Annotated in this window: 23 protein-coding genes; 11 read left to right on the forward strand and 12 right to left on the reverse strand. The window is 36.1% G+C overall.

From position 1 onward, the window contains the following. Nucleotides 1-110 precede the first annotated feature (110 nt). Entirely contained in the window at nucleotides 111-1028 is a 918-nt protein-coding gene (murB, locus tag ACQCPR_RS17585; protein ID WP_090566361.1) for a UDP-N-acetylmuramate dehydrogenase, read from the reverse strand. 78 nt (nucleotides 1029-1106) lie between these two features. Beyond that, the gene (locus ACQCPR_RS17590) at nucleotides 1107-1412 is read right to left on the reverse strand and encodes a winged helix-turn-helix transcriptional regulator (RefSeq protein ID WP_090566358.1); all 306 of its coding nucleotides are present in this window, start codon (nucleotides 1410-1412) and stop codon (nucleotides 1107-1109) included. Between the two features lie 250 nt (nucleotides 1413-1662). Here ACQCPR_RS17590 and ACQCPR_RS17595 point away from each other — a divergent pair, with 250 nt between their 5' ends. The 7 genes from ACQCPR_RS17595 (at nucleotide 1663) to ACQCPR_RS17625 (ending at nucleotide 10631) form a co-directional block, all read left to right on the forward strand. Continuing rightward, nucleotides 1663-2187 carry a YceI family protein gene (locus ACQCPR_RS17595; RefSeq protein ID WP_090566355.1) on the forward strand — a complete coding sequence of 175 codons (525 nt, stop codon included), beginning with the start codon at nucleotides 1663-1665 and terminating at the stop codon, nucleotides 2185-2187. Between the two features lie 161 nt (nucleotides 2188-2348). Beyond that, nucleotides 2349-2630 (forward strand): hypothetical protein, encoded by a 282-nt coding sequence (locus ACQCPR_RS17600; protein ID WP_090566352.1) that lies wholly within the window; start codon nucleotides 2349-2351, stop codon nucleotides 2628-2630. A gap of 132 nt (nucleotides 2631-2762) precedes the next feature. Then, nucleotides 2763-4484 carry an ABC transporter ATP-binding protein gene (locus ACQCPR_RS17605; protein WP_427137685.1) on the forward strand — a complete coding sequence of 574 codons (1722 nt, stop codon included), beginning with the start codon at nucleotides 2763-2765 and terminating at the stop codon, nucleotides 4482-4484. A 161-nt stretch (nucleotides 4485-4645) separates the two neighbouring features. Next, nucleotides 4646-5992 (forward strand): 3' terminal RNA ribose 2'-O-methyltransferase Hen1, encoded by a 1347-nt coding sequence (locus ACQCPR_RS17610; RefSeq protein ID WP_427137686.1) that lies wholly within the window; start codon nucleotides 4646-4648, stop codon nucleotides 5990-5992. Next, nucleotides 5989-8574, forward strand: coding sequence for a polynucleotide kinase-phosphatase (locus tag ACQCPR_RS17615; RefSeq protein ID WP_427137687.1), 2586 nt, complete (start codon nucleotides 5989-5991; stop codon nucleotides 8572-8574). Before ACQCPR_RS17610 ends, ACQCPR_RS17615 begins: the two co-directional genes overlap by 4 nt. A gap of 651 nt (nucleotides 8575-9225) precedes the next feature. Beyond that, complete coding sequence (locus tag ACQCPR_RS17620) at nucleotides 9226-10512, forward strand: helix-turn-helix domain-containing protein (RefSeq protein WP_093495623.1); 1287 nt, start codon at nucleotides 9226-9228, stop codon at nucleotides 10510-10512. Continuing rightward, the gene (locus tag ACQCPR_RS17625; protein WP_269915789.1) at nucleotides 10509-10631 is read left to right on the forward strand and encodes a hypothetical protein; all 123 of its coding nucleotides are present in this window, start codon (nucleotides 10509-10511) and stop codon (nucleotides 10629-10631) included. The genes ACQCPR_RS17620 and ACQCPR_RS17625 overlap by 4 nt, the downstream gene beginning before the upstream one ends. Before the next feature lie 101 nt (nucleotides 10632-10732). Here ACQCPR_RS17625 and ACQCPR_RS17630 read toward each other — a convergent pair whose 3' ends face one another. The 5 genes from ACQCPR_RS17630 to ACQCPR_RS17650 all read right to left on the reverse strand — a co-directional run bounded on the left by ACQCPR_RS17630 (nucleotide 10733) and on the right by ACQCPR_RS17650 (nucleotide 16886). Next, a complete protein-coding gene (locus ACQCPR_RS17630; protein WP_090566344.1) occupies nucleotides 10733-11038 on the reverse strand; it encodes a DUF4288 domain-containing protein in 306 nt (101 codons plus the stop codon). Between the two features lie 153 nt (nucleotides 11039-11191). Next, nucleotides 11192-13009 (reverse strand): ABC transporter ATP-binding protein, encoded by a 1818-nt coding sequence (locus tag ACQCPR_RS17635; protein WP_093495624.1) that lies wholly within the window; start codon nucleotides 13007-13009, stop codon nucleotides 11192-11194. Continuing rightward, complete coding sequence (locus ACQCPR_RS17640; protein WP_090566338.1) at nucleotides 13002-14744, reverse strand: ABC transporter ATP-binding protein; 1743 nt, start codon at nucleotides 14742-14744, stop codon at nucleotides 13002-13004. Before ACQCPR_RS17640 ends, ACQCPR_RS17635 begins: the two co-directional genes overlap by 8 nt. A 13-nt stretch (nucleotides 14745-14757) precedes the next feature. Beyond that, on the reverse strand, nucleotides 14758-15219 hold the full coding sequence (locus tag ACQCPR_RS17645; protein ID WP_093495625.1) for a PadR family transcriptional regulator: 462 nt from the start codon (nucleotides 15217-15219) through the stop codon (nucleotides 14758-14760). Between the two features lie 134 nt (nucleotides 15220-15353). Next, on the reverse strand, nucleotides 15354-16886 hold the full coding sequence (locus tag ACQCPR_RS17650) for an FAD-dependent oxidoreductase (RefSeq protein WP_427137688.1): 1533 nt from the start codon (nucleotides 16884-16886) through the stop codon (nucleotides 15354-15356). 99 nt (nucleotides 16887-16985) lie between these two features. On the opposite strand from ACQCPR_RS17650, the gene ACQCPR_RS17655 reads away from it, so the two are divergent. Continuing rightward, on the forward strand, nucleotides 16986-17342 hold the full coding sequence (locus ACQCPR_RS17655; RefSeq protein WP_269915790.1) for a DUF2500 domain-containing protein: 357 nt from the start codon (nucleotides 16986-16988) through the stop codon (nucleotides 17340-17342). Nucleotides 17343-17410: 68 nt separating this feature from the next. Here the strand turns inward: ACQCPR_RS17655 and ACQCPR_RS17660 are convergent, their stop codons facing one another. The 4 genes from ACQCPR_RS17660 to ACQCPR_RS17675 all read right to left on the reverse strand — a co-directional run bounded on the left by ACQCPR_RS17660 (nucleotide 17411) and on the right by ACQCPR_RS17675 (nucleotide 21299). Then, nucleotides 17411-18808: an alanine/glycine:cation symporter family protein gene (locus ACQCPR_RS17660; protein WP_093495628.1), complete on the reverse strand. Its 1398-nt coding sequence runs from the start codon at nucleotides 18806-18808 to the stop codon at nucleotides 17411-17413. A 109-nt stretch (nucleotides 18809-18917) separates the two neighbouring features. Further along, entirely contained in the window at nucleotides 18918-19559 is a 642-nt protein-coding gene (locus ACQCPR_RS17665; RefSeq protein ID WP_090566565.1) for a DsbA family oxidoreductase, read from the reverse strand. Nucleotides 19560-19881: 322 nt separating this feature from the next. Further along, a complete protein-coding gene (locus ACQCPR_RS17670; RefSeq protein ID WP_090566324.1) occupies nucleotides 19882-20811 on the reverse strand; it encodes a manganese-dependent inorganic pyrophosphatase in 930 nt (309 codons plus the stop codon). Nucleotides 20812-20849: 38 nt separating this feature from the next. After that, nucleotides 20850-21299, reverse strand: coding sequence for an RrF2 family transcriptional regulator (locus tag ACQCPR_RS17675; RefSeq protein WP_090566562.1), 450 nt, complete (start codon nucleotides 21297-21299; stop codon nucleotides 20850-20852). 153 nt (nucleotides 21300-21452) lie between these two features. Here ACQCPR_RS17675 and hmpA point away from each other — a divergent pair, with 153 nt between their 5' ends. The 3 genes from hmpA to dnaN all read left to right on the forward strand — a co-directional run bounded on the left by hmpA (nucleotide 21453) and on the right by dnaN (nucleotide 24905). Continuing rightward, on the forward strand, nucleotides 21453-22640 hold the full coding sequence (gene hmpA, locus ACQCPR_RS17680) for an NO-inducible flavohemoprotein (protein ID WP_093495629.1): 1188 nt from the start codon (nucleotides 21453-21455) through the stop codon (nucleotides 22638-22640). Between the two features lie 159 nt (nucleotides 22641-22799). Further along, a complete protein-coding gene (locus ACQCPR_RS17685; RefSeq protein WP_093495630.1) occupies nucleotides 22800-23600 on the forward strand; it encodes a GNAT family N-acetyltransferase in 801 nt (266 codons plus the stop codon). A 174-nt stretch (nucleotides 23601-23774) separates the two neighbouring features. Further along, complete coding sequence (gene dnaN / locus ACQCPR_RS17690; protein ID WP_427137689.1) at nucleotides 23775-24905, forward strand: DNA polymerase III subunit beta; 1131 nt, start codon at nucleotides 23775-23777, stop codon at nucleotides 24903-24905. Between the two features lie 51 nt (nucleotides 24906-24956). Here the strand turns inward: dnaN and ACQCPR_RS17695 are convergent, their stop codons facing one another. After that, the gene (locus ACQCPR_RS17695; RefSeq protein WP_093495731.1) at nucleotides 24957-25541 is read right to left on the reverse strand and encodes a DNA-3-methyladenine glycosylase; all 585 of its coding nucleotides are present in this window, start codon (nucleotides 25539-25541) and stop codon (nucleotides 24957-24959) included. Between the last annotated feature and the right edge of the window lies 1 nt (nucleotide 25542).

Below are 25542 nucleotides of genomic sequence, written 5' to 3' on the forward strand. Positions count from 1 at the left end.
AACCATATCACTCTCGTATGTAACATTAAGGACTCACACTTGTATCAGACATGTTGAATTTAAACAAAAAAAGACCTATGAATAATTATATTCATAGGTCTAGGCTTGTATTAGTCTATATTTTCCCCAACAATTTTCACTTCTAACTCTAACTCGATGCCAAAGTTTTCTTTTACTGTTTCTTTCACCATTTCAATCGTACTAATATAATCTGTTGCAGTAGCATTATTTTTGTTTACGATAAAGCCTGCATGCTTCGTGGAAACCTCTGCTCCCCCAAAGCCTTTACCCTGCAAGCCACTGTCTTGAATGAGCTTTCCTGCGAAATATCCTGGGGGTCTTTTGAATACACTACCAGCAGAAGGGTATTCTAAAGGCTGTTTTGATTCCCGTTGAAAAGTAAGATCTGCTATTTTTGCATCGATCTCTTCCTGATGCCCTTTTTCCAATAAAAACTCAGTCGATAATACATAATAACCCTTTTTTGTAATTATACTTTTTCGATAACCTAGCTCTAATTGCTCTTTTGAAAGAACAAGCTTTTCTCCAGCCGGAGTTAGTACTGTACACTGAACAATTACATCTTGGATTTCTCCGCCATAGGCTCCAGCATTCATAGCCATGGCTCCACCAATAGAGCCAGGAATACCACAAGCAAATTCTAAGCCTGTGAGGGATTCCTGTGCCGCTGCCCTTGACACATCAATAATATCGGCACCACTCTCGGCAATCACACGGTTTCCATCAATTATAATTTTATTTAAATTTTCTAATCGCAGCACAATTCCTCGAACTCCACCATCACGAACAACCATATTTGACCCGTTTCCAAGTAGTAATAACGGTATATCGTGCTCATGTGCATATTGAACAACAAAGGCCGCCTCGTCTTGAGTAGTAGGTGTTACAAATAAATCTGCCTTACCACCCATTTTAGTTACTGTGTGCAAATTCAATGCTTCATCTATTTTTATATTTTCTGGATTTAGTTTTTCGTTTAAGCTTTGAAACCATATTTGTTTATTCAAAAGAGACAATCCTTTCTACATTAGCCTGTTACCCTTACATAGTATGCATTTTCACTCATAATATATCAAGCGAAAATACTATAACCATTCTTTAGACCAAGTCTCAATTCCGCCAACTACTTCTTTTAGAGCAAGACCTTTCTCCGTCAAGTTATATTCTACCCGTATAGGTACTTCTGAAAAGACAGTTCTTTGAACTATTCCCTCTTTTTCAAGTTCCTTTAAACGTTCCGATAACAACCGGCCACTTATAGGAAGTGACGACTCAATTTCATTAAATCGTTTTGCTCCATCCATTAGTTGATGCACGATGAGGGCAGTCCATCTTTTTCCTAGCAATTCCATTGCCTTTGACAACCTTGGACATAATAACGTTTCTTTCATCAGATTCACCTCTATTGCTTCCTATTATAGTCTTTTTAGCTCCATTTGTAAAATTAAAGTAATTTAATTACTTGACGTAACCAATGTATTAATTTATATTTAGTTACATAAAGTAACTTAATGTTTATACCTTAAACAAATAGGTAAGGGAAGTTATAGTTCTGTAATATTGTTTCGAAATAAAAACTCTTGATTTCAAAACAATATTGTTTTATACTAAAAAAAAACGAATCTTAGGAGGAAATTAACAATGACAAAATTCAATCTTGACGCTGCACATTCTACAATCGACTTTTCAGTAAAACACATGATGGTTTCAAAAGTAAAAGGTTCTTTCACTAATTTCACAGCAGACTTAGATGGGAATGCGGAAGATTTAACTGGCGCTACAATTAGCTTTGACATTGATGTAAAATCTATCAACTCAAATAACGGAGATCGTGATAACCACTTACTATCTGGAGATTTCTTTGACGCAGATACTTACCCAAGCATCAAATTTATAGCAACTGATATTAAGAAAACAGATGATGGTGAGTATGACGTAACTGGCGACCTTACAATTAAAGACGTTACAAAAACAGTAACATTTGATGTTGAATATGGTGGTAAAGGTACTAATCCATGGGGCCAAGAAGTAGTAGCTTTCTCTGCTGATACAAAAGTTAACCGTAAAGAATTTGGTTTAACTTGGAACCAAGCATTAGAAACTGGTGGAGTTCTAGTTGGCGAAGATATCAAAATCACTGTTGAACTTGAACTAAACCCAGCTTAATAGACTAAATTACAAGAGGCTATCCTAAGCTTTAGGATAGCCTCTTTGAATGATAGATGGCATTTAACTACTCTAAGATTATTCAGAGTAGTTTTTTAAATTTTGAAACTTTTATTTTAGATTTTCGTATATACTTATATAAAAGCTTTGGAGGGATATACATGGAAGAACTTATAGGATTGGTTGCCATTGTTATGGTGTTTTCAATACCACTTACTGCAATTTGGACAACACATCTACGAAAATCGCAAAAAGTGAAATCATCAATTATAAAAGATGAAATTGAACTAGAGAAACTCAAATATAATAACTTTTTACTAGAAACTGAAAAAATGCGCATCGATCTCCAGCAGAAACAAGCAAACTTACTAGGAAGCTCAGATCCACTTATTTTAGATTTACAAAAAAGTTCAAAAACGGAGACAAACACTATATCTTCGTAAAACAATCGTGCTGATTTCATTCTGCACGATTGTTTTTTATCAATAAAACTTCACTTCAATTCTTCTCAGTCGCAACTTTACCTGTCCATCGATTACACTATAGGTATCTACTAAACGAAATAGGAGCCTACTATGCAAACATCTACCAAAGGTTTTTTCCAATTACTTAAAAGTCTAAAATGGCCAGTAAAGATAACAATTATAGCGGTTGTTCTATCCCTGTTAAGCACAGTTATTGGATTAATCGTACCTCTTGTAACAAAAGATTTAGTTGATACATTAACAACTACTGCTTTTAATTGGAAAATGATTGGCGTATTACTGGTCGTATTCCTCTTGCAAGCGATTTCCGGTGGATTCTCTTTTTATTTATTATCCTATATTGGAGAATTTATCGTTGCGGACCTTCGTACGAAACTATGGAGCAAAGTACTTCATCTACCTGTTCCCTACTATGATCAAAATGAAAGCGGTGAAACGATGAGTCGTATTACACAGGATACGACAACGTTGAAATCACTTATTACAGATCATTTAGTAAATTTCGTGTCTGGAATTATTACAATTATCGGTTCAGTTATTATCTTATTTTTTATTGATTGGAAAATGACGCTGATTATGCTAATTAGTGTGCCCCTGAGCATGGCAATCATGATGCCACTCGGTACAATGATGCATAAAGTTTCAAAAGCTACTCAAAAAGAAATGGCTTCGTTTTCCGGACTTTTAGGACGAGTGCTATCTGAAATACGGTTAGTCAAATCTTACCGAGCTGAGAAAACGGAAACTATTAGTGGGAGCGAAGCCATTCAAAATCTGTATAAATTTGGCTTGAAAGAAGCAAAAATACAAGCGTTCATCTCCCCTTTTATGACGCTCATTATGATGGCAATTCTAGTCGTCATTTTAGGCTATGGAGGTTTACAAGTATCTAAAGGGGTCCTATCTGCTGGAGATCTCGTTGCGATTATCTTTTACTTAGTGAATATTATTGTTCCTTTTGCACAGATGGCAACATTTTTCACCTCTTTCCAAAAAGCAGTTGGAGCAACGGAACGTATCCAGGAAATATTCTATATGGATAGTGAAGCAGTAGAACTAGAAGCTAAACAGCCATTAGAGGATGGTATAGTGGCTTTCGAAGACGTTCACTTTTCGTATGGCCCTGATAAAAAAGTGATTGATGGTATTTCTTTTGAAGCAAGACTTGGTACTGTCACAGCATTTGTCGGTCCAAGTGGTGGTGGTAAAACGACGATTTTTTCATTGCTTGAGAGGTTTTACGAGCCTGATTCAGGGAAAATTATGTTCAATCAAAAACCAATTACTGATCTCTCTTTACGCTCTTGGCGTTCTAAAATGGGCTACGTTTCACAAGAAAGTCCTTTAATGAGCGGCACAATTTTATCGAATATGACTTATGGCATGGCAGAAACCCCTCCAATGGATAACATTATCCAAGCAGCTAAAGCAGCTAACGCAGTCGATTTCATAGAGGAATTGCCGGACAAATACGATACACTCGTAGGAGAACGTGGTATCAAACTTTCAGGTGGACAACGCCAACGTATCGCAATTGCTCGTGCTCTCTTACATGATCCCAAAATATTATTATTAGACGAAGCAACTTCCAACTTAGATAGTGGCTCAGAAGCTTCCGTACAAGAGGCATTAGAACGTCTCATGAAAGGGCGAACTACATTAATCATTGCACATAGACTAGCAACAATTGTTCATGCCGACCAAATATTCTTCCTAGAACAAGGGAAAATCTCAGGAAGTGGCTCACACGAAGAGCTTCTTGCCAAACACGACCTATATAAAGAATTTACACATGGGCAAGGACTATCTTGAATTAGAAACTCCAATGAGCACAGTCATTAGACTTGGCACATTGGAGTTTTATTCGTTAAGGCTCAAATAAGCCTCTACAACTCGAGTTTCACAACTATTCTGTGTTATTATAACTAACAACCAAGAGCGAAAATTTTTAATAACTAATATGGAGGGCCATTATGCAACTAACAATTAGAGCAACTGGTGAAAATGTAGAGGTTATTACATATCTGCTTGCTAAAAATCCCAATAATATTTATGAAAGGAACCATAAAGGCCATTACATTAGAATGTTTTATAATGTAGTGACTGAAACAGAGCTTGAGCTGACAATTTTCTTAACACCAGATCCATTGGTACTTGTAAATAATTCTTCCAATGCATATGATATCACTCATTATATTAACGATCGAGAATTTGCAGTTAGCAGCATTTTCATATCACTCATCCGATCCGCCCTTGGCACTGCATTAAACGGGCAACCAAAAGAGGAATATATAAAGTGGGTGGATCACCGTTTTCCTTTTGTTTTTAGTTTTGGTCCAGTTGCAACTGAGTTAAGCGAACAGGATACTCGTAACCTTTTTGAGCCGTTGGGTTATGATGTCGATATAGAATACGCAGAAACGGATTATTCCTTTCGTCTTAAAGAAAAGAGTTCTGCATGTTATATCACATTATCTGGTCACACCTCACTTCAAAAGGGCCTCCAACAACTATTTTTACTCATTCCGGTGTTGGATAACTATAAACATTATTTTATAGATGAATCAGAAATTGAAATGCTTAAACGATATGGCGAGGGATGGCTTGAAGATCATCCACAGAAAGAATTTATCATTCGAAAAGCCTTACGTTTTAAGGAAATTTATAGCCAACTGGAAGAACAGGATAATTCTGATAAGCAAATTCATCCTATACGACTCAATGAGCTTCGTTACGAAAAAATTGTGGATTTAGTTAAAAAACTACCTATGAAAAATACGATTGTCGATTTTGGATCAGGAGAAGGCAAACTATCTGCTCAGCTTGGTTTTGTTGAAGGGGTACAGGAAATTTTTGCAGTTGAACCAAGTGAAACAGCAAGATCTAAAGCACAAAAACGATTTGAAAAGTTAAAGGATAAAAAAGGTTTTGTCGAGCCAATAATGATTTGGGGCTCTCTTTTTTACTTCGATGAACGCTTGAAAAACAAAGATGTCATCATATTATGCGAAGTTATTGAACATATCGATGAAGAAAGATTACCGAAAGCAATGGATCTAATTTTAGAACAATATTATCCATCTTCTATAATCATTACCACACCAAATAAAGAATACAATCATGTTTATGAAATGACTGAGTCCTTGCGTCATAATGATCATCGATTTGAATGGTCGAGAGAAGAATTTAAGGAATGGTGTCTGCGTATGAATCACTCTGAACGTTATGTACTAACTTTCGAAGGGATCGGCAATGAGGATGAAACGTATGGTTTCCCTACTCAAATGTGCACGTTTACCAGGAAGGAGAATCATTCATGAAAATTACAGTACCCAATTCAGGCATTGTCCTCTTAATCGGTGCATCTAATAGTGGAAAAACAACATTATTGAACAACTGGATTCGTGAAGAAACTATTCAACCGTCTGAAGTAATTAGTTCTGATGAGTATCGATTAGTTGTAAGTGATACAAATTTTATACAATGGACAGGCAGGCCGAAAGACGAAGCAGATAGTCTTTACGACCAATACCATGCAATATCAGAAGAAGCCTTCCATATGATGGATAATGTTATCGAAGCAAGATGTCGATTAAATAGGTTAACGTTTATAGATGCTACACATCTTTTCGCGGATGACCGAAAAAGATATATTGCCTTAGCACAAAAACACCATGTACCAATTGTTGCAGTTGTTTTAGACACTCCGCAAGAAACATTACTTGAACGGGATGAACAACGGGAAAATTCTCGTGGAAAGAAAAAAGTAAAACAACAATACCAAAATTTAAAGCGTGAAAAACGTTTTATAAAAAAAGAAGGATTCAAATCAACCTATTTCATCAATGCTGATGAAGATATTGAGCTTGTACGAATGGATTATCCACTATTGATCGATGTAGAACATGGTATTGATCTAATTGGTGATATACATGGCTGCTATGATGAATTTATTATTCTTTTGAAAAGTCTTGGTTACGAGGAAAATGATGAGGCCTTATATCTCCATCCTGATGGTAGAAAGTTTATGTCTGTTGGGGATGTGATGAGCAGAGGACCAGAATCGTTAAAAACTATGCTGTTTTTCCAACGACATGTCGAACAAGGCGTAGCGTATATGACGGACAGCAACCACGGTTGGAAAATTGCCCGCTGGCTTGACGGACGTAGTGTAACTTTAAATTATGGTGACGAGAAGGTAGAACAGGAATTAAAAGAGTATGAGAAGACTTACGGGAGCGAAAAGACTACTCAAACAAAGGAAGTTTTGAAAAATTTCCTTCTAAGTGCCCCTTCTCACTATGTTTTAATGAAAAATGGTGTACCTACTGCTGTGTGTACTCATGCTGGTATCAAAGACGAGTTTATTGGCAAACAATCACCTGATGTCCAAGACTTTTGTCGATATGGAGATTCAAGTGATTTGAATGAAAACGGAAAGCCTATCCGGAGTGATTGGTTTGTCCATCATAAGGGAAGTATCGTTATTATTTGGGGACACGACCCAAAACCCCAACCTCTTGTGGTAAATAACACGGTTAATATTGATCAAGGCGTTGTTTTTGGTGGGAAGCTTACGGCGTTTCAATATCCAGAAAAGAGATTCATTTCTGTTGATGCTCTACATAATTATTCTGGTGCGATAGATAATCCTTTGAAGGAATGGGAAAAGAAACGTTTTAATGCACCAAATATTGAGAAGTTTATCGACGGATATTCTGTACAGACTGAACAATTAGGAAATATTAAGGTTCCTCAAAATATCGTCAAGTCTGCTATAGACACAATCTCTCATTATACAGTGCCGATTGAACAATTACTTTATATTCCCCCAACAATGAGTCCTACTCCGGAAACTTCAAAGCTTAAAGATTTCTTAGAGCACCCAAAAGAGGCGATTGAGTATTATCGGAGTCACGGGATTGAAACGTTGATCGCCGAGAAGAAGCATATGGGGAGTCGTGCAATACTGCTTTTGTTTAAGGATAAAGAATCAGCGAAAAAGTCTATCGGTTTGGATATCGATGGGGTAATCTACACGAGGAAGGGTAGAAAATTTTTTGATAAGCTAACAGAACAAAAAGTTCTAAGGGAGTTAAAGGAAGAGTTGACTCGAAAAGGTTACTTTAGCAAGTATGAAACGAACTATGTACTATTAGATGCAGAGATCATGCCTTGGAATTTAAAAGCGAAAGAACTGATTAGCAGTCAATATGCACATGTTTCGGAAAATGCAATTTTAGATCGAAAGAAAATAGTAGAAAAACTAAGTAATTCTGAACATGTGGATGTAAAGAAATGGCTAATAGAATACGAGGGAAAACTCGAGAATGCAGAGACTTTTAAAGAAGTGTTCCAAAAGTACTGCTGGGATATTGAAGGTACGGATGCCATTCAAATTGCACCGTTTCATGTGCTTGCACACAGTAATGAAACATTCTTTCATAAACCGCATACATGGCATATGGAAATGAATAAGGAATTTGCTGAAGGTTCATCCCTTTTTGTGACAACTGAATATAAAATTATTTCTGATGCAGTGAGTGAACAGGAAGTAACCACTTGGTGGGAAGAAATTACAAAAAATGGACATGAGGGAATCGTCATTAAGCCTGAGTTTTATATACCAACATATAGAGGAAAGCTAATACAGCCAGCTATTAAAGTAAGGGGGCGCAAATATTTGCACATTATCTATGGAATGGATTATTTAAGTCCTCTAAACTTAGAGCGATTGAAAAAACGAAATACAGTTAAAAAACAAAAGCTTGCACTAAAGGAATTTGCATTAGGTATAGAAGGCGTACAACGTTTCGTCAATGGTGACTCAATTGAACGAGTCCATGAATGCGTTTTAGCTACTTTAGCAATGGAGTCAGATCCAGTGGATCCAAGATTATAATATATGTACAAAGTTCCTTAAAATTACTCATATGCAAATATTGTTGTACTTAAGGAAAATTAGAGACCAAAAAGGTACCCAGTCCTTTAATAAAAAACTTGTTTTTTTGAAGAGACATGGATTTTTTTATAGTGACTTGCCGTGACTGACGTCACGACCAGTCTCTTTTCTTCCAGTAATCTTCACACTCTAAAATTTGTCTAATCTTATCATCTAGGCGATAAGCTATGCAGAGTCTTATATTAGAGTACTACATACTGATTGATTTTCGTTACAGGTGGCGACTCCAGTTGGATGAGTTCGACAAACGAGATACCAAAGTGACGGCGATTGCTCACCGCTCACCCGCGGAAATGGAAATATGTAGTGCTATTTAAGTAATCTTACTATTAAAAAAAAAAATTTATAGAGTATTTTGTCTAGCCTAATTGGATTTTATTATCTGAGTTAATTATGTAAAGGCACTGTTCTTTTCCATATTAAATACTTCATCTGTGAAAGTAGCTTGTAAAAATTGTCGATTTTCAGTAGTTTTTAAAAACTACTTTCATAATGTGTGCTTTCTATGGTTTTATAACTATAATATGGTATATTAGTAATATAATTGGATTTGTTTTCCTTTTCTTTGGCTTAGAAGGGGGTGTAGGTTAGATGAACCTAGGACAATTGATCAAGTTAGAGCGGCAGAGACAGAATATAAAGCAAGAGGCATTGGCTATTGGTATTTGTGTCCCCTCTTATTTGAGTAGAATTGAAAACGGATTAGTCATTCCAAGTGAAGACATAAAGCATCATATTCTGATGAGATTGAATATTTCGTTAGACTCGTTGAATGGTAATCGAAATGAAAAGAAAATTGTTCAGTTTAAAATACGGTTCAAGCAGATTCTAAATTCACGAGACAAAAAGCTTGCTAAAGAGCTTCTTTCCGAAATTCATCTTTATATTGAGGAACATCCATTAGATGAAGAACGACTAACGTTACTTTTATTAGAAGCTCGCCTAATGGTTATGCTGCCTGAGGTATTGGATATGAAAAATAATATCCACATTTTGAAAGAATTCAAAAAAGAAATGACAATTGAACAGTTATTTTACCTCTACACGATTCAAGGTATCACTGCCTATCAAGATAATCAGTTTAGCCAAGCATCTCAAATTTTTAAGGAAGTCTTTCAGTTGATCAAAGGATTTCGAATGGACGACTGGGAGATGGCAGAACTATATTACATATCTGGGTTATCACTTTTATCTGAATCCCGCTACATTCTAGCTATTGATTATGTAAAGGAAGCAATTTCATATTTCAATCAAGAGATTTTAATAGAACGATCGATTGAGTGTTTAATAATCCTAGGGATTGCACAAAAGAATACAGGACTCTTAAAGGAAGCTCTCGCTACTTTTGAAAGAGCTAGAGATATCAATTCAAAAATAGAATCCTCTGAGTTTAATGGCATGATTGAACATAATTTAGGTTCCTGTTACTCACTACAAAAAGATTCTCATCAAGCATTGCAGCACTTTTTTTATAGTTTAGATGCAAAACATTTCCCTGATGATAAAGTTGTGACTATTTTATCTATTTTGAAGGAATATCACAAAAATGGTGATTTACAGAATGCATTAGTATGGCTACAAAAGGGGCTAGAGATATCCGAGCACCTATCCAATAGCAAGAAGGATCTTTATACAAACCACTTCTCCGTATATGGAGCGATATTACTGGAGAAACAAGAGATTATCGCTATTTTTAAGAAAGCTTTGGATTATTTCGGTGGCAAGCAGGACTATAAAAATTGTATGATTTATTGCCACGTTTTAGCTAAGCGATTAGCTGAAACTAAACAATATAAACAAGCTTCAATTTACTATGATTTAGGTTTTCATTTTCATTTGAAGCAATCAAAAGTATCTAGTTGGGAGGAATTGTCATGAAGAAAATTGTATTTGGAGTTCTACTTTGTTTCGTTCTATTCACACTACCGGTTTTGAGTTCAAATCATCTTGCAGAAGACGACAAGCCAAAAATCACTTCTGTTGGCGATTTTATCTAACCAAAACGTATCGAAAAACAGATTTAGGAAACATAAAAACGAGTCCTCTTCAGTACATGGACTCGTTTTTAATTATTAAATTGAACTGTCTCCATGATCTCTTATTCAACCGTCACTTCTTCATCCAGTATAATATGTTGACTATATACCTCTACAAACTCCAAGGATTCTTCAATATTATCCACTAGTTCAAATACATCAAGAATCATTGCGAGCTTTATCGTCGTGTCTTCACCAAAGATGTTTTTATAGGTGACATCTTTATAGTGAGCCTTGACTAGTCGATCAACATCCTCTAATTTTACAGCCCGAATAATATTAATAGTCTCTTCATATATTTTGTTTGACATAGTATCAGTTGAAGAAATATGTTCGAACAATAGTTTAACAGAAAAAATTTTATACATTGTGCTCACCTCTTACTTATAACTGTATTATGTGAGCACATGGAATGCTATATATTTCATGTGTGAAAGTATAACCTGAATAACGTACTTAAAACACGTTTTTTGTTCTTACTTTCATAGATGCAAATAATCTCAAACTTTATTTATGTTAGTTCAAATATTAAACTGACTTTCATATAGTTCATAATAGAATCCTCGTTTATTTAGAAGTTCTTTATGCGTTCCAGCTTCAATTAGTTCACCGTGATGAATGACTAGAATTTTGTCCGCATTTTCTATTGTTTTTAAGCGATGGGCTATGACAAAACTAGTACGGCCTTCCGAAAGTCTATTTAGTCCTTGCTGTATATCTATCTCCGTTTTCGTATCAATGCTTGAAGTTGCTTCATCTAAGATTAATATATCTGAATCAGCTAAAATAGCACGAGCAATCGCTAATAATTGTCGCTGTCCCTGGCTTAAATTAGACCCATTTCCAGTAACCTGCGTGTCATACTTATCAGGTAAATGCTTGATAAACCTATGAGCAGATGCAAGTTTAGCAGCTTCTACTACCTCTTCATCGTTTGCCTCGAGTCTGCCGTAGCGAATATTTTCTAAAATAGAACCTGAAAATAGAAAGGTATCTTGTAAAACAATACCAATTTTTTCACGAAGCTTACTTATTTGATACTCCCGAATTGATATCCCATCAATTTCAATCTCCCCAGAGTCAATCTCATAAAACCGCATGAGCAAATTAATGATTGTTGTTTTCCCGGATCCTGTTGGACCTACTAAGGCAATCTTTTCTCCTACTTTTGTCTCGAAGCTAATATTCTTTAAGATAGGTTTTCCAGTCTCATATGAAAAGTGAACATTAGAAAATTTAACGTCCCCTTTTAAAGTATCTATTGTAATTATGCTCTCCTGATCTTGAAGGTCGGGAGTCTCATCCATTATTTCAAATACTCGCTCTGCTCCTGCTATAGCAGACTGAAAGGTATTCAATAAAGTTGAAAGCTGATTAATTGGTCTAAAGAATTGTCTTGAATAATTTACAAAAGCTGCAATTATACCGACTGTTGCCAATTCTTGTACAGTCATCACAGCTCCAATTCCAATAATTAATGCAAGACCTAAATTGTTGATAAAGTTGTTGATAGGCCCTAGAAATCCGGATACAGTATCAGCTGCGGTTGCCGAGTGCCGTAGTCTTTCATTGACAAGCGAGAATTTGTTGAAATTCTTTTCTTCTTGCCCAAAAAGTGTAATTACTTCATTTCCTGAAATGGCTTCTTCTATAAAACCATTTAGCTCACCTAAATCACGTTGTCTTTTGATGAAGTTGCTACTACTATACGTAATAATTTTTTTCGTCGTGAAAATAACTAATGGTACTACTAACAGTGACACTATTGCTAACACCCAGTTAAGCAGAAACATCGCTATCGTTACACCTGTCACCATCATTACAGTAGAAATAATTTGAATTACACTTTGACTTAATGCGTTATTCAAGCTTTCAATATCGTTCGTAACTCGACTCATAAGATCTCCATGAGTACGTTTATCGAAAAACCGCAAAGACAGAGTTTGAAACTTTTCATATAAATCTTGTCGTAATGACCTAATCGTTTTCAAGGATACTCGAACCATTAAAAAATTCTGTAGCCAAGTAAACGCAGCAGCAGCTGTATACACAATTGCTAGTATTACTAAGAAGCGTATTGTTCCTTCCATATCCTTAGGAATTATATACTCATCAATGGTTACACCAATCATATAAGGAACTAACAAGTTTAATAGAGTAGATATTATTACTAATATAATCGAAAATACAATAGCAATTTTTTGTTTCTCCATATATCGCCAGATTCGTTTTATCGTACCTTTTTTATCTTTTGCTTTCTCTACTGGTCCACCAAATCCTCTTGGGCCTCTTGCACGCCCTATTGCACTAGAAGAAGGTTTAGCTGAAGCCTTACTCATAGGAAAGGACCCCCTTTCCACTTTGTGTTGCATAAATACTTTGGTAAACCTCACTCGCTACAAGCAGCTCTTCATGGGTACCACTTGCTACGATCATTCCATCCTCCATTACAAGAATTCGATCGGCATTTATAATAGAAGAGACTTTGGATGATACGATGAATACAGTTGTATCCGATAAATACTGTCCAAGAGCTTGCTGTACCTGAACTTCAGATATTGCATCTATAGCTGAAGTTGAATCATCTAAAACTAATATTTTGGGTTGACGTATGAATGCACGACTCATGGATAATCGTTGTTTTTGTCCTCCTGACAAATTGGTTGCTCCTTGCATAAGCTCATGTGCAAATTGGTCTTCTAATTTTTCTATAAACTCACTTGCCGCTGCTGAGTTTGTCGCTTTTTCCATATCTTCTAAGGTAGCTTCTTCTTTTCCAAAGCGTATATTCTCTGCTATTGACCCTGCAAATAGCTTTGCATTCTGCGGTACAAACCCAATTGACTCTCGTAAATTCTCAATAGTATACTCTTTTATATTTATCCCGTTGATTAATACCTCTCCTAAATCTGGGTCATACAATCGAGGAAGAAGTTTAATGAGCGTTGACTTCCCGCTCCCTGTTTGTCCTATAATTCCAATAGTTTCGCCACTATTCACATGAAAGGAAATATCCTTTAATACATATTCTCCGTTTTTACTATAGCTAAAATAGACCGATTTAAACTCTACTTCGCCTTTGATATTATTATCCGATACAGGAGTTGTAGGATCAGTTATATCAATTTTTGTTTCCAAAACTTGTTGAATTCGAACAGCAGATGTGAACGACCTCGTAATTTGCATTAATACATGACTACTAGATACCAGCCCGTTCATAATAATCGTTAAATAGTTGGTGAACGCTAAAATAACTCCGACCTCTAACGTTCCCTCATTTACTTTTATAGCACCCATCCACATCCCAATTACTACACCAATATTGACGATAAATAGCATAACGGGCATTAGTGTAAGAATCACCTGTTCTGCAGACATATTGCGTTTCGTTAACTCTTCATTTACACGTTTAAATGCTTTTATCTCATAATCTTGTCGATTGAATGCCTTAATTACACGTATACCCGCAAACGTTTCTTGAAGCTTAGTATTCACTTTGTCTATAGCTTTTTGTACTCTTGCAAATAATTTCCCTGTTTTATAAGAGAAAAAGTAGATTAACACAATTAGTATGGGAATAACAACCAGTAGTACAGGGAATAGCTCTCTAGCGGTAAACCAAACAATCGCAACTGCTCCTATAAATAATAGCGGTCCTCTGACAAAAACACGAAGTGTCATCATAAGTGCTTGTTGGACAGCAGTTATGTCATTCGTCACAATCGTTATTAATTTACCCACACCAATATTGTCCATATTTTTACTTGAAAACTTCTCAGTCATTTTGAAAACATCTCTTCGAATATCAGCCGCAAAATTTACTGCTGCTCTAGTACTATATATAGTACAACCTACTCCACCTATCAGCCCAATTACTGCAGCTACAAGCATTAAAATACCAAGTTTTACTACATAAGCTGTGTCATCATTAGCAATACCATCATCAATAATATGTTGCATGATTGTCGGGGATAATAAATCCATGGCCACTTCAATACACATAAAAATTGGTGCTAAAATAGCAAAAAGCATATATGGTTTAACATAAGGAAGTAATTCCCTAAAGGATTTCATATTATCTCACTCCCTAATAGTTCTCTGTCTGTAATCTCTCTGTTATTTCTTTCATAAATGCAATAAGTTTTGGCGAATTCTCGGGAGTGTTTCGGCTTTTCTTTATCGCTTTTCTAAGCTCCGCCTCCCACAAATCGATAATCTCCTTTAAACGAATAGCTTCATCAGAGTTTTGCCAGCTCCATCGATCCTCCCAGTTGCTCCAAAATGCACCTTCTTTACTTTTTGCAAACTCCTGCAATCGAATTTTTCCCTTTTCTTGAATGCAATAAGTCTTTTTATCGGAGGAAGGTTCGAGTTCTATCATTTCCTTTTCCAACAATTCTTGAAGTGCCGGGTATACTGTTCCCGCACTGGCAGAATAATGTCCTCCCGACCTAATTTCTAATTCCTTCATTATTTGATATCCATGCATCGGTGCTTCCTCCAATAGATGCAAGATGGCCATTTGAATAAATCCTCTACGTTTTTTCATGTAAAACAACTCCTTATATATCGATAATATTAATCGATATATCGATTAATAACAATAGTAAAAGAGTTACCCAATATAATTTAGGTAACTCCCCTGTGATCAGACTATTATGGAATCATATCTTCCAATTACTATTAATCGACGTATTCAACTTTTTCTAATGGTTCAAATGCAGGTCCTTCTAGTACGTCCCCTTTATAACTAAATCTTGAACCATGACATGGGCAATCCCATGAACTTTCCGCATTATTAAAGGAAACATTACAGCCCATATGTGTACAAGCAGGTTTAACAAGGTATACTTTTCCCTGATCGTCTTTATAAGCCCCTACCTTTTTACCATCCATCATTATTATATCTCCACTACCGGATTGTATATCCTCTAGCTTTAAATCTACCAACTCTGTTTTCCCTTTAACTAGTTCCTTTGCAACACTTGCATTCGTCTTTGCAAAGCTTGTTATATCTTCTTTTTTCAGTTTAGAACGGGCTGGATTATAAAGTTCTATATATCGGTTATCCCTTTCCAGCACAAGATCACTCATGATGCTTGCGGCAACTATACTGTTGGTCATCCCCCATTTTGCATATCCTGTTGCAACTAATACATCTGACTTTCCTGCAGTCATCTCACCAACATATGGCAGTTGATCTAAAGTGACTAAATCCTGAGCAGACCAGCGATAATCATAATTTTTCACTTTAAACTGTTCTCGTCCAAAAGCTGCGAGGTTTTCATAATTTTCATTAGTATCGCCTTCGAATCGACCTGTTACATGACCTTCTCCACCAATCATCAAATACCTTTTTCCATCATTACCTAGTGCAGTTCGTACTGATCTAGTGGGCTTCTCCACATTTATATACATTCCCTTTGGATAATTGGACGGTGCGATAGAAGCCAAAGCATAGGAACGTTCTGAATGCATTCGTGCAAAGTATAATCCATCTCCATCATTAAAAGGGAAATGACTACATACTAATACTTTGTTTGCACGTATAAGTTGGCCTTCCATCAATTCTACTGTATTCGATTTTATAGTTTTAGCGCGAGACTCCTCAAAAAATTGCACACCATTCTCTATTGCTTTATCCATTAAAGCCTTTGCATATTTTATTGGATGGAATTGACCTTGGTCTTCTAACTTAAGCGCTTGCTTCACCGTATAAGGTAGTCCCGTATCCTTCGTCAAGGTTGCACCTTCTATGCCAAGAGTGTTGTATGCCTCCATTTCCTTTTCCACTTTTTCTATACCAACCTCGGTATCTGCATAAATATAGGCAGACATTGTTTCATAGTCGCAGTGTATGCCTAGTTGTTCGATTGTCTGTTTGATAAATTCTTTAGCTTCTGTATTTGCATCATAGTATAACCGTGCCTTCTCTTCTCCAAAGGTAGTAATTAGTTGCTGATAGATAGGGCCATGCTGCGCAGTCACCTTGGCAGTTGTGAATCCTGTAGTTCCTACCAATATTCGACTCCCCTCTACTACTATCACCTTTCGACCGCTACTACTCAGCAAATAAGCTGCGGTAATTCCAGTTAGTCCAGCACCGACAATAACAATATCCGTTTCGATATTATCATTTATTTTAGGGAATAGTGGAAAGTCATTAGTTGCTCTCCAGTAGGATTTAGATTCCTTAGGTAAAATTTGATCTGACAATTGTATTTCCTCCTTTTTCTACAGTGTCTATCTATTGTTGAAACTTTATTCAATATTTTGCGTATAACAGAAAAACAGTTTTTAGTAAGGGGTATGTACATGGATAATTTTGGTTTATTTTTTGCTGGTGGTATACCTATATTTGTTGGTGCTATATTTTTATTAGTATTTGGAATTATTATTTTCACGATTATTAAAAGTCTCTCCCAGTGGAATAAAAACAATAACTCGCCTAAGTTATCTGTACCCGCTCAAGTAGTAACTAAACGCTCAAAAACGAGTGGTGGTGCAGGAGATAGCTCAGCTTCCACGTTCTACTATGTTACTTTTCAATTTGATAGTGGCGATCGTTTAGAATTGCATCTTAGTGGCTCAGATTATGGGATGCTTGCAGAGGATGATCTTGGTGTATTAACCTTCCAAGGTACTAGATATCATTCTTTTGAAAGAAAATAAAAACGTGCATGCTCAATTTGAGCTGCACGTTTTTTGTGAGTGACTTGTATTTGTAATTGCGCTTCAAATCACCGATCCTCTTCACCCCAGCACTCCGTGTTCTTTAGACCAGGAATTGTTTTTGCATAAAACACCGGATTTTCTCCTTTTTTTCGTTGCTTCGTGTAATCATTGAGCACATGGAATGCTGTTTTGCCAAGGAGCAGTATCACAGCAATATTCAGCATCGCCATTAGTCCCATGAATAGATCTGCTAAGTTCCAAACTAGTTGTACATGTGCAAGAGATCCGAACATGACCATTGCTAACACTAGCACGCGGTAACCAGTCATCCACCCCTTATGTGTATTGATAAATTCAATATTCGTCTCACCGTAATAATAATTCCCTATTATAGAACTGAAAGCAAAGAAGATAATAGCTATCGCTACGAAATATGGTGCCCAGCTTCCAACATGTTCTGCCAACGAATTTTGCGTTAACACAATTCCATCACTTTCTCCTGTCTTATAGAGACCTGCCAGAATAATAATGAATGCAGTTGCCGAACATATGATAATCGTATCAAAAAATACTCCAAGACTTTGTACTAAGCCCTGTTTTGCTGGATGAGATATACTTGCCGTAGCTGCCGCATTTGGCACACTACCCATCCCAGCCTCATTGGAGAATAACCCACGACGTACACCTTGCATGATTGCCGCACCCAAAGTGCCTCCTACTGCTTCTCGAAGACCAAACGCCTCCGTAAAGATCAAACTAAGTACTGTAGGTATTTCTGAGAAATTAGTCACCACAACGTATATGGCAACTATTAAGTAAAATATAGCCATTACTGGCACGATGATTTGAGTCACCTTAACAATTCTATGTACACCACCAAAAATAATTGTTGCCGTTAGCAACACTAACAAAATCCCTATTACATACGGAGGAATACTAAATACTTCTCCTACGGAAGCTGATATCGTATTAGACTGAACCGCATTAAATATAAAACCAAAGCACAGTGTTAATAAAATACTAAATATAATAGCTAATTTACGAGTACCTAATGCTTTCTCCATATAATACGCCGGTCCACCTCTAAAGGTATCTCCGTCCTTCACCTTATAAACTTGTGCAAGTGTACTTTCGATAAAAGCAGTTGCCATACCGATTACGGCAATTACCCACATCCAAAAAACAGCCCCTGGGCCACCAACACCAATTGCAAGTGCTACACCAGTAATATTCCCAGTTCCAACACGTGAAGCTGTACTAATTGTAAAAGCTTGAAAAGGTGAAACTCCACCCTTCTCTTCTTTCTTTTCGACAATCAATCGAAACATCTCTCCAAACATACGAAATTGTACAAATTTCGTTCCAATGGTAAAGTAAAGTCCCGCTATGATTAACAAGGCGATCAGTATATTACTCCATAGAACATTATTAACTGAGTCCACCATACTTCCAATCCATTCCATAGTTTCTCCTCCAATTTTTTGTTAACTTTTTTTCTATACCCTTTTTTCCATAAGAAAAACCAATAGTGGATTCCCCTATTGGTTGAATTGGGCATCATTTTATTTTAGCCTACAATCCTTCTTCTTCCGCAACTTTTTGTAAAGCACCAACGAATGTTTCTGTTGGTTGAGCTCCTGAAATGGCATATTTGTCGTTTATAACAAAGAAAGGTACTCCCCGGACACCGATTTGCCCTGCTTTAGCAATGTCTATACGTACATCTGCTAAGTATTCCTTAGAGTTTAAGACTTTTTCTGCTTCTTCTCTTGATAGATCAAGCGATTCTATCAAATCAAGCAGTACATCATTATTTCCAATTTCTTTCCCCTCGATAAAGTATGCATGTAGCAATAACTCATTTGCTTCTCTTGCTTTACCTTGTGCAGATGCCCATTTTACTAATCGATGTGCATCTAAAGTATTGGCTGGCTTCATTGCTTCAAAATTATAATCTAGTCCTACAGTTTTTGCTTGCTCTACTACTCCAGCCGTCATCGTTTTCGCAGCTTCCACAGTAGAACCATATTTTTCTGCAAGCACTTCATACATAGTTCTATCTGATTGTTTTGGTGTATTTGGATCTAATTCAAAGCTTTTAAATTCTACCTGTGCTTGTGAAGTAAAACCAGCTTGTTCTAAAGCTTCCTCTAATCTTCTTTTACCAATATAACAAAAAGGACATACAAAATCGGACCAAACTTCAATTTTCATTTTCATCATCACCTCTTCTACATTGTAATAGGATTAAATCTTGAATTCAAAATTACTGCTTGTTGGCTTATATGTGAAAAAAACACAGTCTATTGATTGACAGAGGTACATTCATGTTGGATAAATATTCCGTTTCGCAAGTAAAACTCCTTCTTGAGCAAGTAATTAGCCATCCAGCGCAAGTAACCAAAGAGGAAAGCAAGTAATTTCTCCCTGAGCGCAAGTAAACGACATGTCAAAGCAAGTAAATACTTTTAGAAATTAGAAGATGTCCGCATTCTGCATAGAAAAAACGATGCAATTTGCATCGTTTTAGTATTTCTTAGTCAGCTAATGCTTCTGTTAAGGCAGGTACTACTTGTTTTTTACGAGACACAACACCTTTTAGAAGTGCAGTATTGTTTTCAAACTTCACATTGAATGCTGCTTCAGCTTTTAATGCTAATTTCCCTAATGCTAGTGCTACAGAGTCATTATTTAGAATATCTGTTACGACAAAGAAGAATAGATCCAATTCTTTTTCTTGGATTTCACGAGTGATTAGTTCCTCTAGTTCTGCTTGACGACTCATCACATCGTTGACATCAACCGCGTTCACTTGAGCGATGACTACCTTCGATTCACCCATACCAAACTCTTTTGCATCTAGTGTAAGTAGGTCCTCTAAGCTCTTATCGCTTAAATCTGCTCCTGCTTTTAACATTGCAAGTCCATACTTTTCTACATCCACTCCAGCAATTCCCTCTAGCTCTCTTGCAGCTACTATATCTTCCTCTGTGCAAGTAGGCGATTTAAAAAGTAATGTATCTGAAACAATAGCAGATAGCATTAATCCTGCTATATTTGCAGGTACCTCTATGCTTTTTTCCTTATAGATTTTGTTTATAATAGTCGCTGTACAACCTACTGGCTCTGCACGGTAATATAGTGGATCGGCTGTTTCAAAGTTTGCAATACGGTGATGATCGATTACTTCTGTTACTTGAACCTCTTCGATACCATCTGCACTTTGTTGTTTTTCATTGTGATCGACTAAAATAACTTTTTTTGCTTCTGTGGAGACGTTTTCTATTAATCTTGGTGCTTCAAAACCAAATTTTTCTAATGCGAAGATTGTTTCATTATTTAAATCGCCTAAACGGACTGCCTCCGCTTCTACACCAATCTGATTTTTTAAATGCGCATAAACGATAGCAGATGTAATTGTGTCTGTATCAGGGTTTTTATGTCCAAAAACGAGTACTTTTTCCATGAATAATCCTCCTAAAATCTATTTCCGACTATATTTTATCATACATCCTTAGCGTCATCGAAAAGTAATTCGGCTAATTTATGCTTTTGATGCAGAAAGTCTGCCAATGTATATCCATCTAGTACTTGTAGATAGGCATTCAGCGCTATACGAAGTGCTGCTCGTAATCCACAAACTGATGTAATAGCACAACTATTCGTTTGACAATCAAAGCATTCCACAAGATGAAAGTCGTCTTCAGTATGTCTTACAACTTGTCCTATATTTATAACTTCTGGTTCCATTGCTAAACGGATACCGCCGCCTCTTCCTCTAACTGTATCTATATAGCCAAGTTTCCCAAGCTCATGGGTCACTTTCATCAGATGATTTTTTGATATACCATATGCCTCCGATATAGCTTTAATTGTGGAAAGTTTATTTTTTTCCTGGGCTCCAAGGTATATTAACACGCGTAGTGAGAAATCTGTATACATAGTCATTCTCATATTTCCACCGCCATTCTTCCATTATTATAACGATTTTGACAAGATTGTGGTATAAATGTGTCTGATTTATTAAAGATGTATTTTATATATTGCTTTTAAGGTTTTACAGGAGTATATTGTGTTTGTAATCAAATGAAAAGGACGTGTGTATATATGTTATCTCAAAAAACAATCGACATCGTAAAATCTACAGCACCTGTTTTAGAAGTACACGGTGTAGCTATTACCACTGCTTTTTACAAAAATATGTTCGAGGCTCATCCAGAACTATTAAATATATTTAATCACGCCAACCAAGCAAAAGGTCGTCAACAAACTGCTCTAGCGAACACAGTTTATGCTGCTGCTGTTCACATCGATAATCTTGCAGCAATCATTCCGGTAGTAAAACAGATTGGTCAAAAACATGTTAGTTTAGGTATTAAACCAGAACATTATCCAATTGTTGGAGAACATTTACTTGGAGCTATTAAAGAAGTACTCGGTGATGCAGCAACAGATGATATTATTAATGCCTGGGCAGAAGCATATGGGGTAATTGCGGATGCATTTATCGGCATTGAGGAAGAAATGTATACTGCTACTGAATCTAAACAAGGTGGTTGGAGATTCTTCAAGGACTTTGTTATTGCTGACAAAGTAAAAGAAAGCGATAATATCACTTCTTTCTATTTGAAACCTGCAGATGGTTCTATATTACCATCTTATGAACCCGGTCAATTTATCACGATCCGTGTAAGCATTCCAGGAGAAAAGTATTTGATGAATAGACAATATAGTTTATCAAAAGCAACGGACAGTGAATCTTTCCGTATTTCTGTTAAAAAAGAGGATGAAAATAATCCGGAGGGTAAAGTATCTGTCCACCTTCATAATAATGTAAATATTGGAGACAAAGTAGAACTTACTGCTCCAGCAGGAGATTTCATTTTGGATCCATTAAAAACAACACCAGTAACATTCGTAAGTGGTGGTGTTGGAATCACACCGATGATGAGTATGTTCGAGACGATTGCGAAAAACAATCCGAGTCGTTCTGTATCCTTTATCTATAGTGCCCGTAATGCAAACTTACATCCATTTGATAAAGATATTCGCTCTTTGATGGACAACATGGATGATGCAAAATATGTTGCGCTTTACTCTGAAAGTGGCGATGGCTTTATCACGAAAGATGTTCTAAAAGAACATGCTATTGTAAATGGCGATGTTTATGTATGTGGTCCAGCAGGATTTATGGAAGCTATGATCAATCACTTATTAGAGCTAGGAGTTCCAAATGAAAATATTCATTTCGAATTCTTCGGACCGGCAATGCAATTAGAATTAGTACAAGCTTAATAATTCCATGTTAAAGTGTTACTTCCATACGAAGTAACACTTTTTCAATATAGGAACAATTTTACTAATAGATAGATTTAAAGTTATGTTTACTTATCAACAATAATGTTATAATTAGGATATAATTCATACTTAAGTAGAAATGAGTGAACATGCCTAATGCCCAAAAACTCCGAGAGCAAATACATACCGTTGGCTAACTTTTTTAAACAGTCCACTAACAAAGAAATTACATTAACATACACTGAAATTGAAGCAATTATTGGACATGTTCTTCCTAACGCTGCGTATTTAAGTAGTAGTTGGTGGAAAAAAACTAAGCCACCTGCGCTCCATTATTTTGCATGGACAGATTCCGGATATTCCGTAAAAAGCGTTGATCTTGGAAAAGCAGTTCATTTTCACAGTGTTTTGCATGAGACAGATGAACGGACATCTGATGATAAGAACACTCAGGACATTCTTATTATTCGCGAGGCAGATTTAGAAGATGCTCGTCCCTTTATTAATTTACAGGAAACTATTTTTGCAGAAACAGATTTTATGTTATTCGGAAAATCTGATCGACAATTAACGGTTCAAAGTATCCGTAAAAGCTTGAATACTTGGAAAACTTCACCGAACTCTATTCTACTTTTAGCTATTATGAACGGACAATACGCAGGCTACGTACAGTTTATAGGAGGTCCAGCTCCACGTGCTGTACATCGAGCATCTGTGGTTATTGGGGTCAAACAAGCCTTTTCTAAGAAAGGAATTGCTTCTTCTCTAATGCTTCAAGGTGAAAAATGGGCAAAAGAATCTGGCATTTCAAAGCTAGAACTTACTGTTATTAAAGAAAATATCAATGCCCAAAAACTCTATAAAAAGCTTGGTTTTGAATTAGAGGGTACACGAAAAAACGCATTAATCATACATGATCAATTTGTAGATGAATACTATATGGGAAAACAAATTTAAAATCGTTTTAACATATTCCTAAAGAGGCTTCCAAAAATTTAATTTTGGAAGTCTCTTAATTTGAAGAAAGTTAAAATTGTATGCACTTGATATCCAGTATGTTTTGCCTATCTTTTCCTGTGAAAAGGAATTTGTAGCATTATGTCGAATTGTTAAATAGATGGGGTGAATATATTGGAGTTTAAAATAAATAAGGTTTGTTTTACCAAAGCAATTTCAGATGTTAGTAAAGTGGTATCAACGAAGGTGCTTTTACCAGTGTTATCAGGTATTAAGATAGTGGTTAATAGTGATCATTTAATCCTAAGTGGAAGTAATTCTGAAATAGCTATAGAAAGAGTTATTCCATTAACATTGAATAACAATATAGTATTAGATGTTATTGAAACAGGTAGCGTTGTGTTATCAGCAAAACATTTAAGTGAGATTGTAAAAAAGTTACCCGGTGATATTCATATTAAAATGTTGGAGAAACAATTGGTAACTATACAATCGGAAGAAATCACAATACATTTAAATGGTTTCAGTTCTGAAGAATACCCTACTCTTCCAGACATCGATTTATCAAAACACATTAGCATACCGAGTAATAAACTGTTAGAAATTATAGAACAAACTATGTTTGCTGTTTCTAAAAATATTTCGAGACCAGTATTGACAGGTATCAATATTACATTATCCTCAAACGAAATTTCATTTATCGCTACTAACTCACAACGTCTAGCTTCAAGAAAATATTCATTAGTATCCGACTTTGAAGAATCATTTACTATCTCTGAAAAAAGTTTGCATGAGCTTTCTAAGTTAATTAAAAATGAAATTCATCTGATTACTATTTATTTTTCGGGAAAGTATATTGTATTTAAATCTGATGATCTAACACTTTTTTCAAGCCTTATCGAAGGTAGTTATCCGAACACATCGAGATTGTTCCCAAAAGATGCTAAAACGATTATCACTTTAAACACAAAACAGTTTTTACAGGGTATCGATAGAGCCTGTCTTTTTGCAAATGAATGGAGAAATAACAACGTGCATCTAGAAATAGAAAATAAAACTAAAATTAAAATTTCATCATACTTTTCTGAGATAGGTTTAATAGAAGAAACACAACCTATTAAAGAAATCACCGGCGAGACAAATTTAAAGATTTCACTTGATGCAAGCTTTTTAATGGACGCTTTAACAGCTATCAAAGAAGAAGAAATAAAATTGAGTTTTAGTGGTTCAATGGGTCCTATTTTAATCGAACCAATCAACAATCCTTCTTATATCCAACTAATTTCACAAGTCCGCGCAAACTAATATTTCTCATAATAAAAACCAGAGGCGACCTATTTTTTAGGCCATCTCTGGTTATCTTGATTTCGATACGAATGGATTATCTGTTTCCCAGAATCTATATGGATAATGGACAGCCTCTCCGCTATTTTGAATACCTATTCTTGGACCAGTAGATACAGACGCTACGTGTTCGCCTTCCGCCATATACAAAGGCTTGTCTGTCCAATGTGAACCATAGTGTTCCATGGATATACCCATAGCTTTTGTTAATTTTCCTGGTCCGCTTGTCCACTGTTTCATCGGAAGATCGTTACGAAATTCCTTCATCAAATCTAATCCTTCCACAGGTTCTACTGCTCGAATTAATATCGCATTAGGGATGTCCGTAGGTGCCGAGACAACATTGATGAGCGTATGCGTATGCATTTGATATGTATATATCAAACCTGGCTCACCAAACATAACCTCCGTCCGCTTTGTTCTCCTATTTCCAAAACTATGTGCCGCTCGGTCATCTGGTCCCATATATGCTTCAGTTTCTACAATCTTACCAATGAGCACCCCTCTTGGATGCTCATGAACAATATATTTACCTAATAATTGCCGTGCAAGTTCTAGAGTTGGTTTTTGAAAAAAAGTTACTTCAATTGGTTTCATA

Origin of the sequence: Psychrobacillus psychrodurans, from assembly GCF_050209195.1 — a bacterium.
Lineage (GTDB): Bacteria > Bacillota > Bacilli > Bacillales_A > Planococcaceae > Psychrobacillus > Psychrobacillus psychrodurans.

What these genes read in the sequence shown, in the direction of transcription:
- ACQCPR_RS17590 (WP_090566358.1), bottom strand. Translation starts at nt 1,412, where the DNA reads ATGAAAGAAACGTTATTATGTCCAAGGTTGTCAAAGGCAATGGAATTG.
- ACQCPR_RS17595 (WP_090566355.1), top strand. Translation starts at nt 1,663, where the DNA reads ATGACAAAATTCAATCTTGACGCTGCACATTCTACAATCGACTTTTCA.
- ACQCPR_RS17600 (WP_090566352.1), top strand. Translation starts at nt 2,349, where the DNA reads ATGGAAGAACTTATAGGATTGGTTGCCATTGTTATGGTGTTTTCAATA.
- ACQCPR_RS17605 (WP_427137685.1), top strand. Translation starts at nt 2,763, where the DNA reads ATGCAAACATCTACCAAAGGTTTTTTCCAATTACTTAAAAGTCTAAAA.
- ACQCPR_RS17610 (WP_427137686.1), top strand. Translation starts at nt 4,646, where the DNA reads ATGCAACTAACAATTAGAGCAACTGGTGAAAATGTAGAGGTTATTACA.
- ACQCPR_RS17615 (WP_427137687.1), top strand. Translation starts at nt 5,989, where the DNA reads ATGAAAATTACAGTACCCAATTCAGGCATTGTCCTCTTAATCGGTGCA.
- ACQCPR_RS17620 (WP_093495623.1), top strand. Translation starts at nt 9,226, where the DNA reads ATGAACCTAGGACAATTGATCAAGTTAGAGCGGCAGAGACAGAATATA.
- ACQCPR_RS17625 (WP_269915789.1), top strand. Translation starts at nt 10,509, where the DNA reads ATGAAGAAAATTGTATTTGGAGTTCTACTTTGTTTCGTTCTATTCACA.
- ACQCPR_RS17630 (WP_090566344.1), bottom strand. Translation starts at nt 11,038, where the DNA reads ATGTATAAAATTTTTTCTGTTAAACTATTGTTCGAACATATTTCTTCA.
- ACQCPR_RS17635 (WP_093495624.1), bottom strand. Translation starts at nt 13,009, where the DNA reads ATGAGTAAGGCTTCAGCTAAACCTTCTTCTAGTGCAATAGGGCGTGCA.
- ACQCPR_RS17640 (WP_090566338.1), bottom strand. Translation starts at nt 14,744, where the DNA reads ATGAAATCCTTTAGGGAATTACTTCCTTATGTTAAACCATATATGCTT.
- ACQCPR_RS17645 (WP_093495625.1), bottom strand. Translation starts at nt 15,219, where the DNA reads ATGAAAAAACGTAGAGGATTTATTCAAATGGCCATCTTGCATCTATTG.
- ACQCPR_RS17655 (WP_269915790.1), top strand. Translation starts at nt 16,986, where the DNA reads ATGGATAATTTTGGTTTATTTTTTGCTGGTGGTATACCTATATTTGTT.
- ACQCPR_RS17660 (WP_093495628.1), bottom strand. Translation starts at nt 18,808, where the DNA reads ATGGAATGGATTGGAAGTATGGTGGACTCAGTTAATAATGTTCTATGG.
- ACQCPR_RS17665 (WP_090566565.1), bottom strand. Translation starts at nt 19,559, where the DNA reads ATGAAAATTGAAGTTTGGTCCGATTTTGTATGTCCTTTTTGTTATATT.
- ACQCPR_RS17670 (WP_090566324.1), bottom strand. Translation starts at nt 20,811, where the DNA reads ATGGAAAAAGTACTCGTTTTTGGACATAAAAACCCTGATACAGACACA.
- ACQCPR_RS17675 (WP_090566562.1), bottom strand. Translation starts at nt 21,299, where the DNA reads ATGAGAATGACTATGTATACAGATTTCTCACTACGCGTGTTAATATAC.
- hmpA (WP_093495629.1), top strand. Translation starts at nt 21,453, where the DNA reads ATGTTATCTCAAAAAACAATCGACATCGTAAAATCTACAGCACCTGTT.
- ACQCPR_RS17685 (WP_093495630.1), top strand. Translation starts at nt 22,800, where the DNA reads ATGCCCAAAAACTCCGAGAGCAAATACATACCGTTGGCTAACTTTTTT.
- ACQCPR_RS17695 (WP_093495731.1), bottom strand. Translation starts at nt 25,541, where the DNA reads ATGAAACCAATTGAAGTAACTTTTTTTCAAAAACCAACTCTAGAACTT.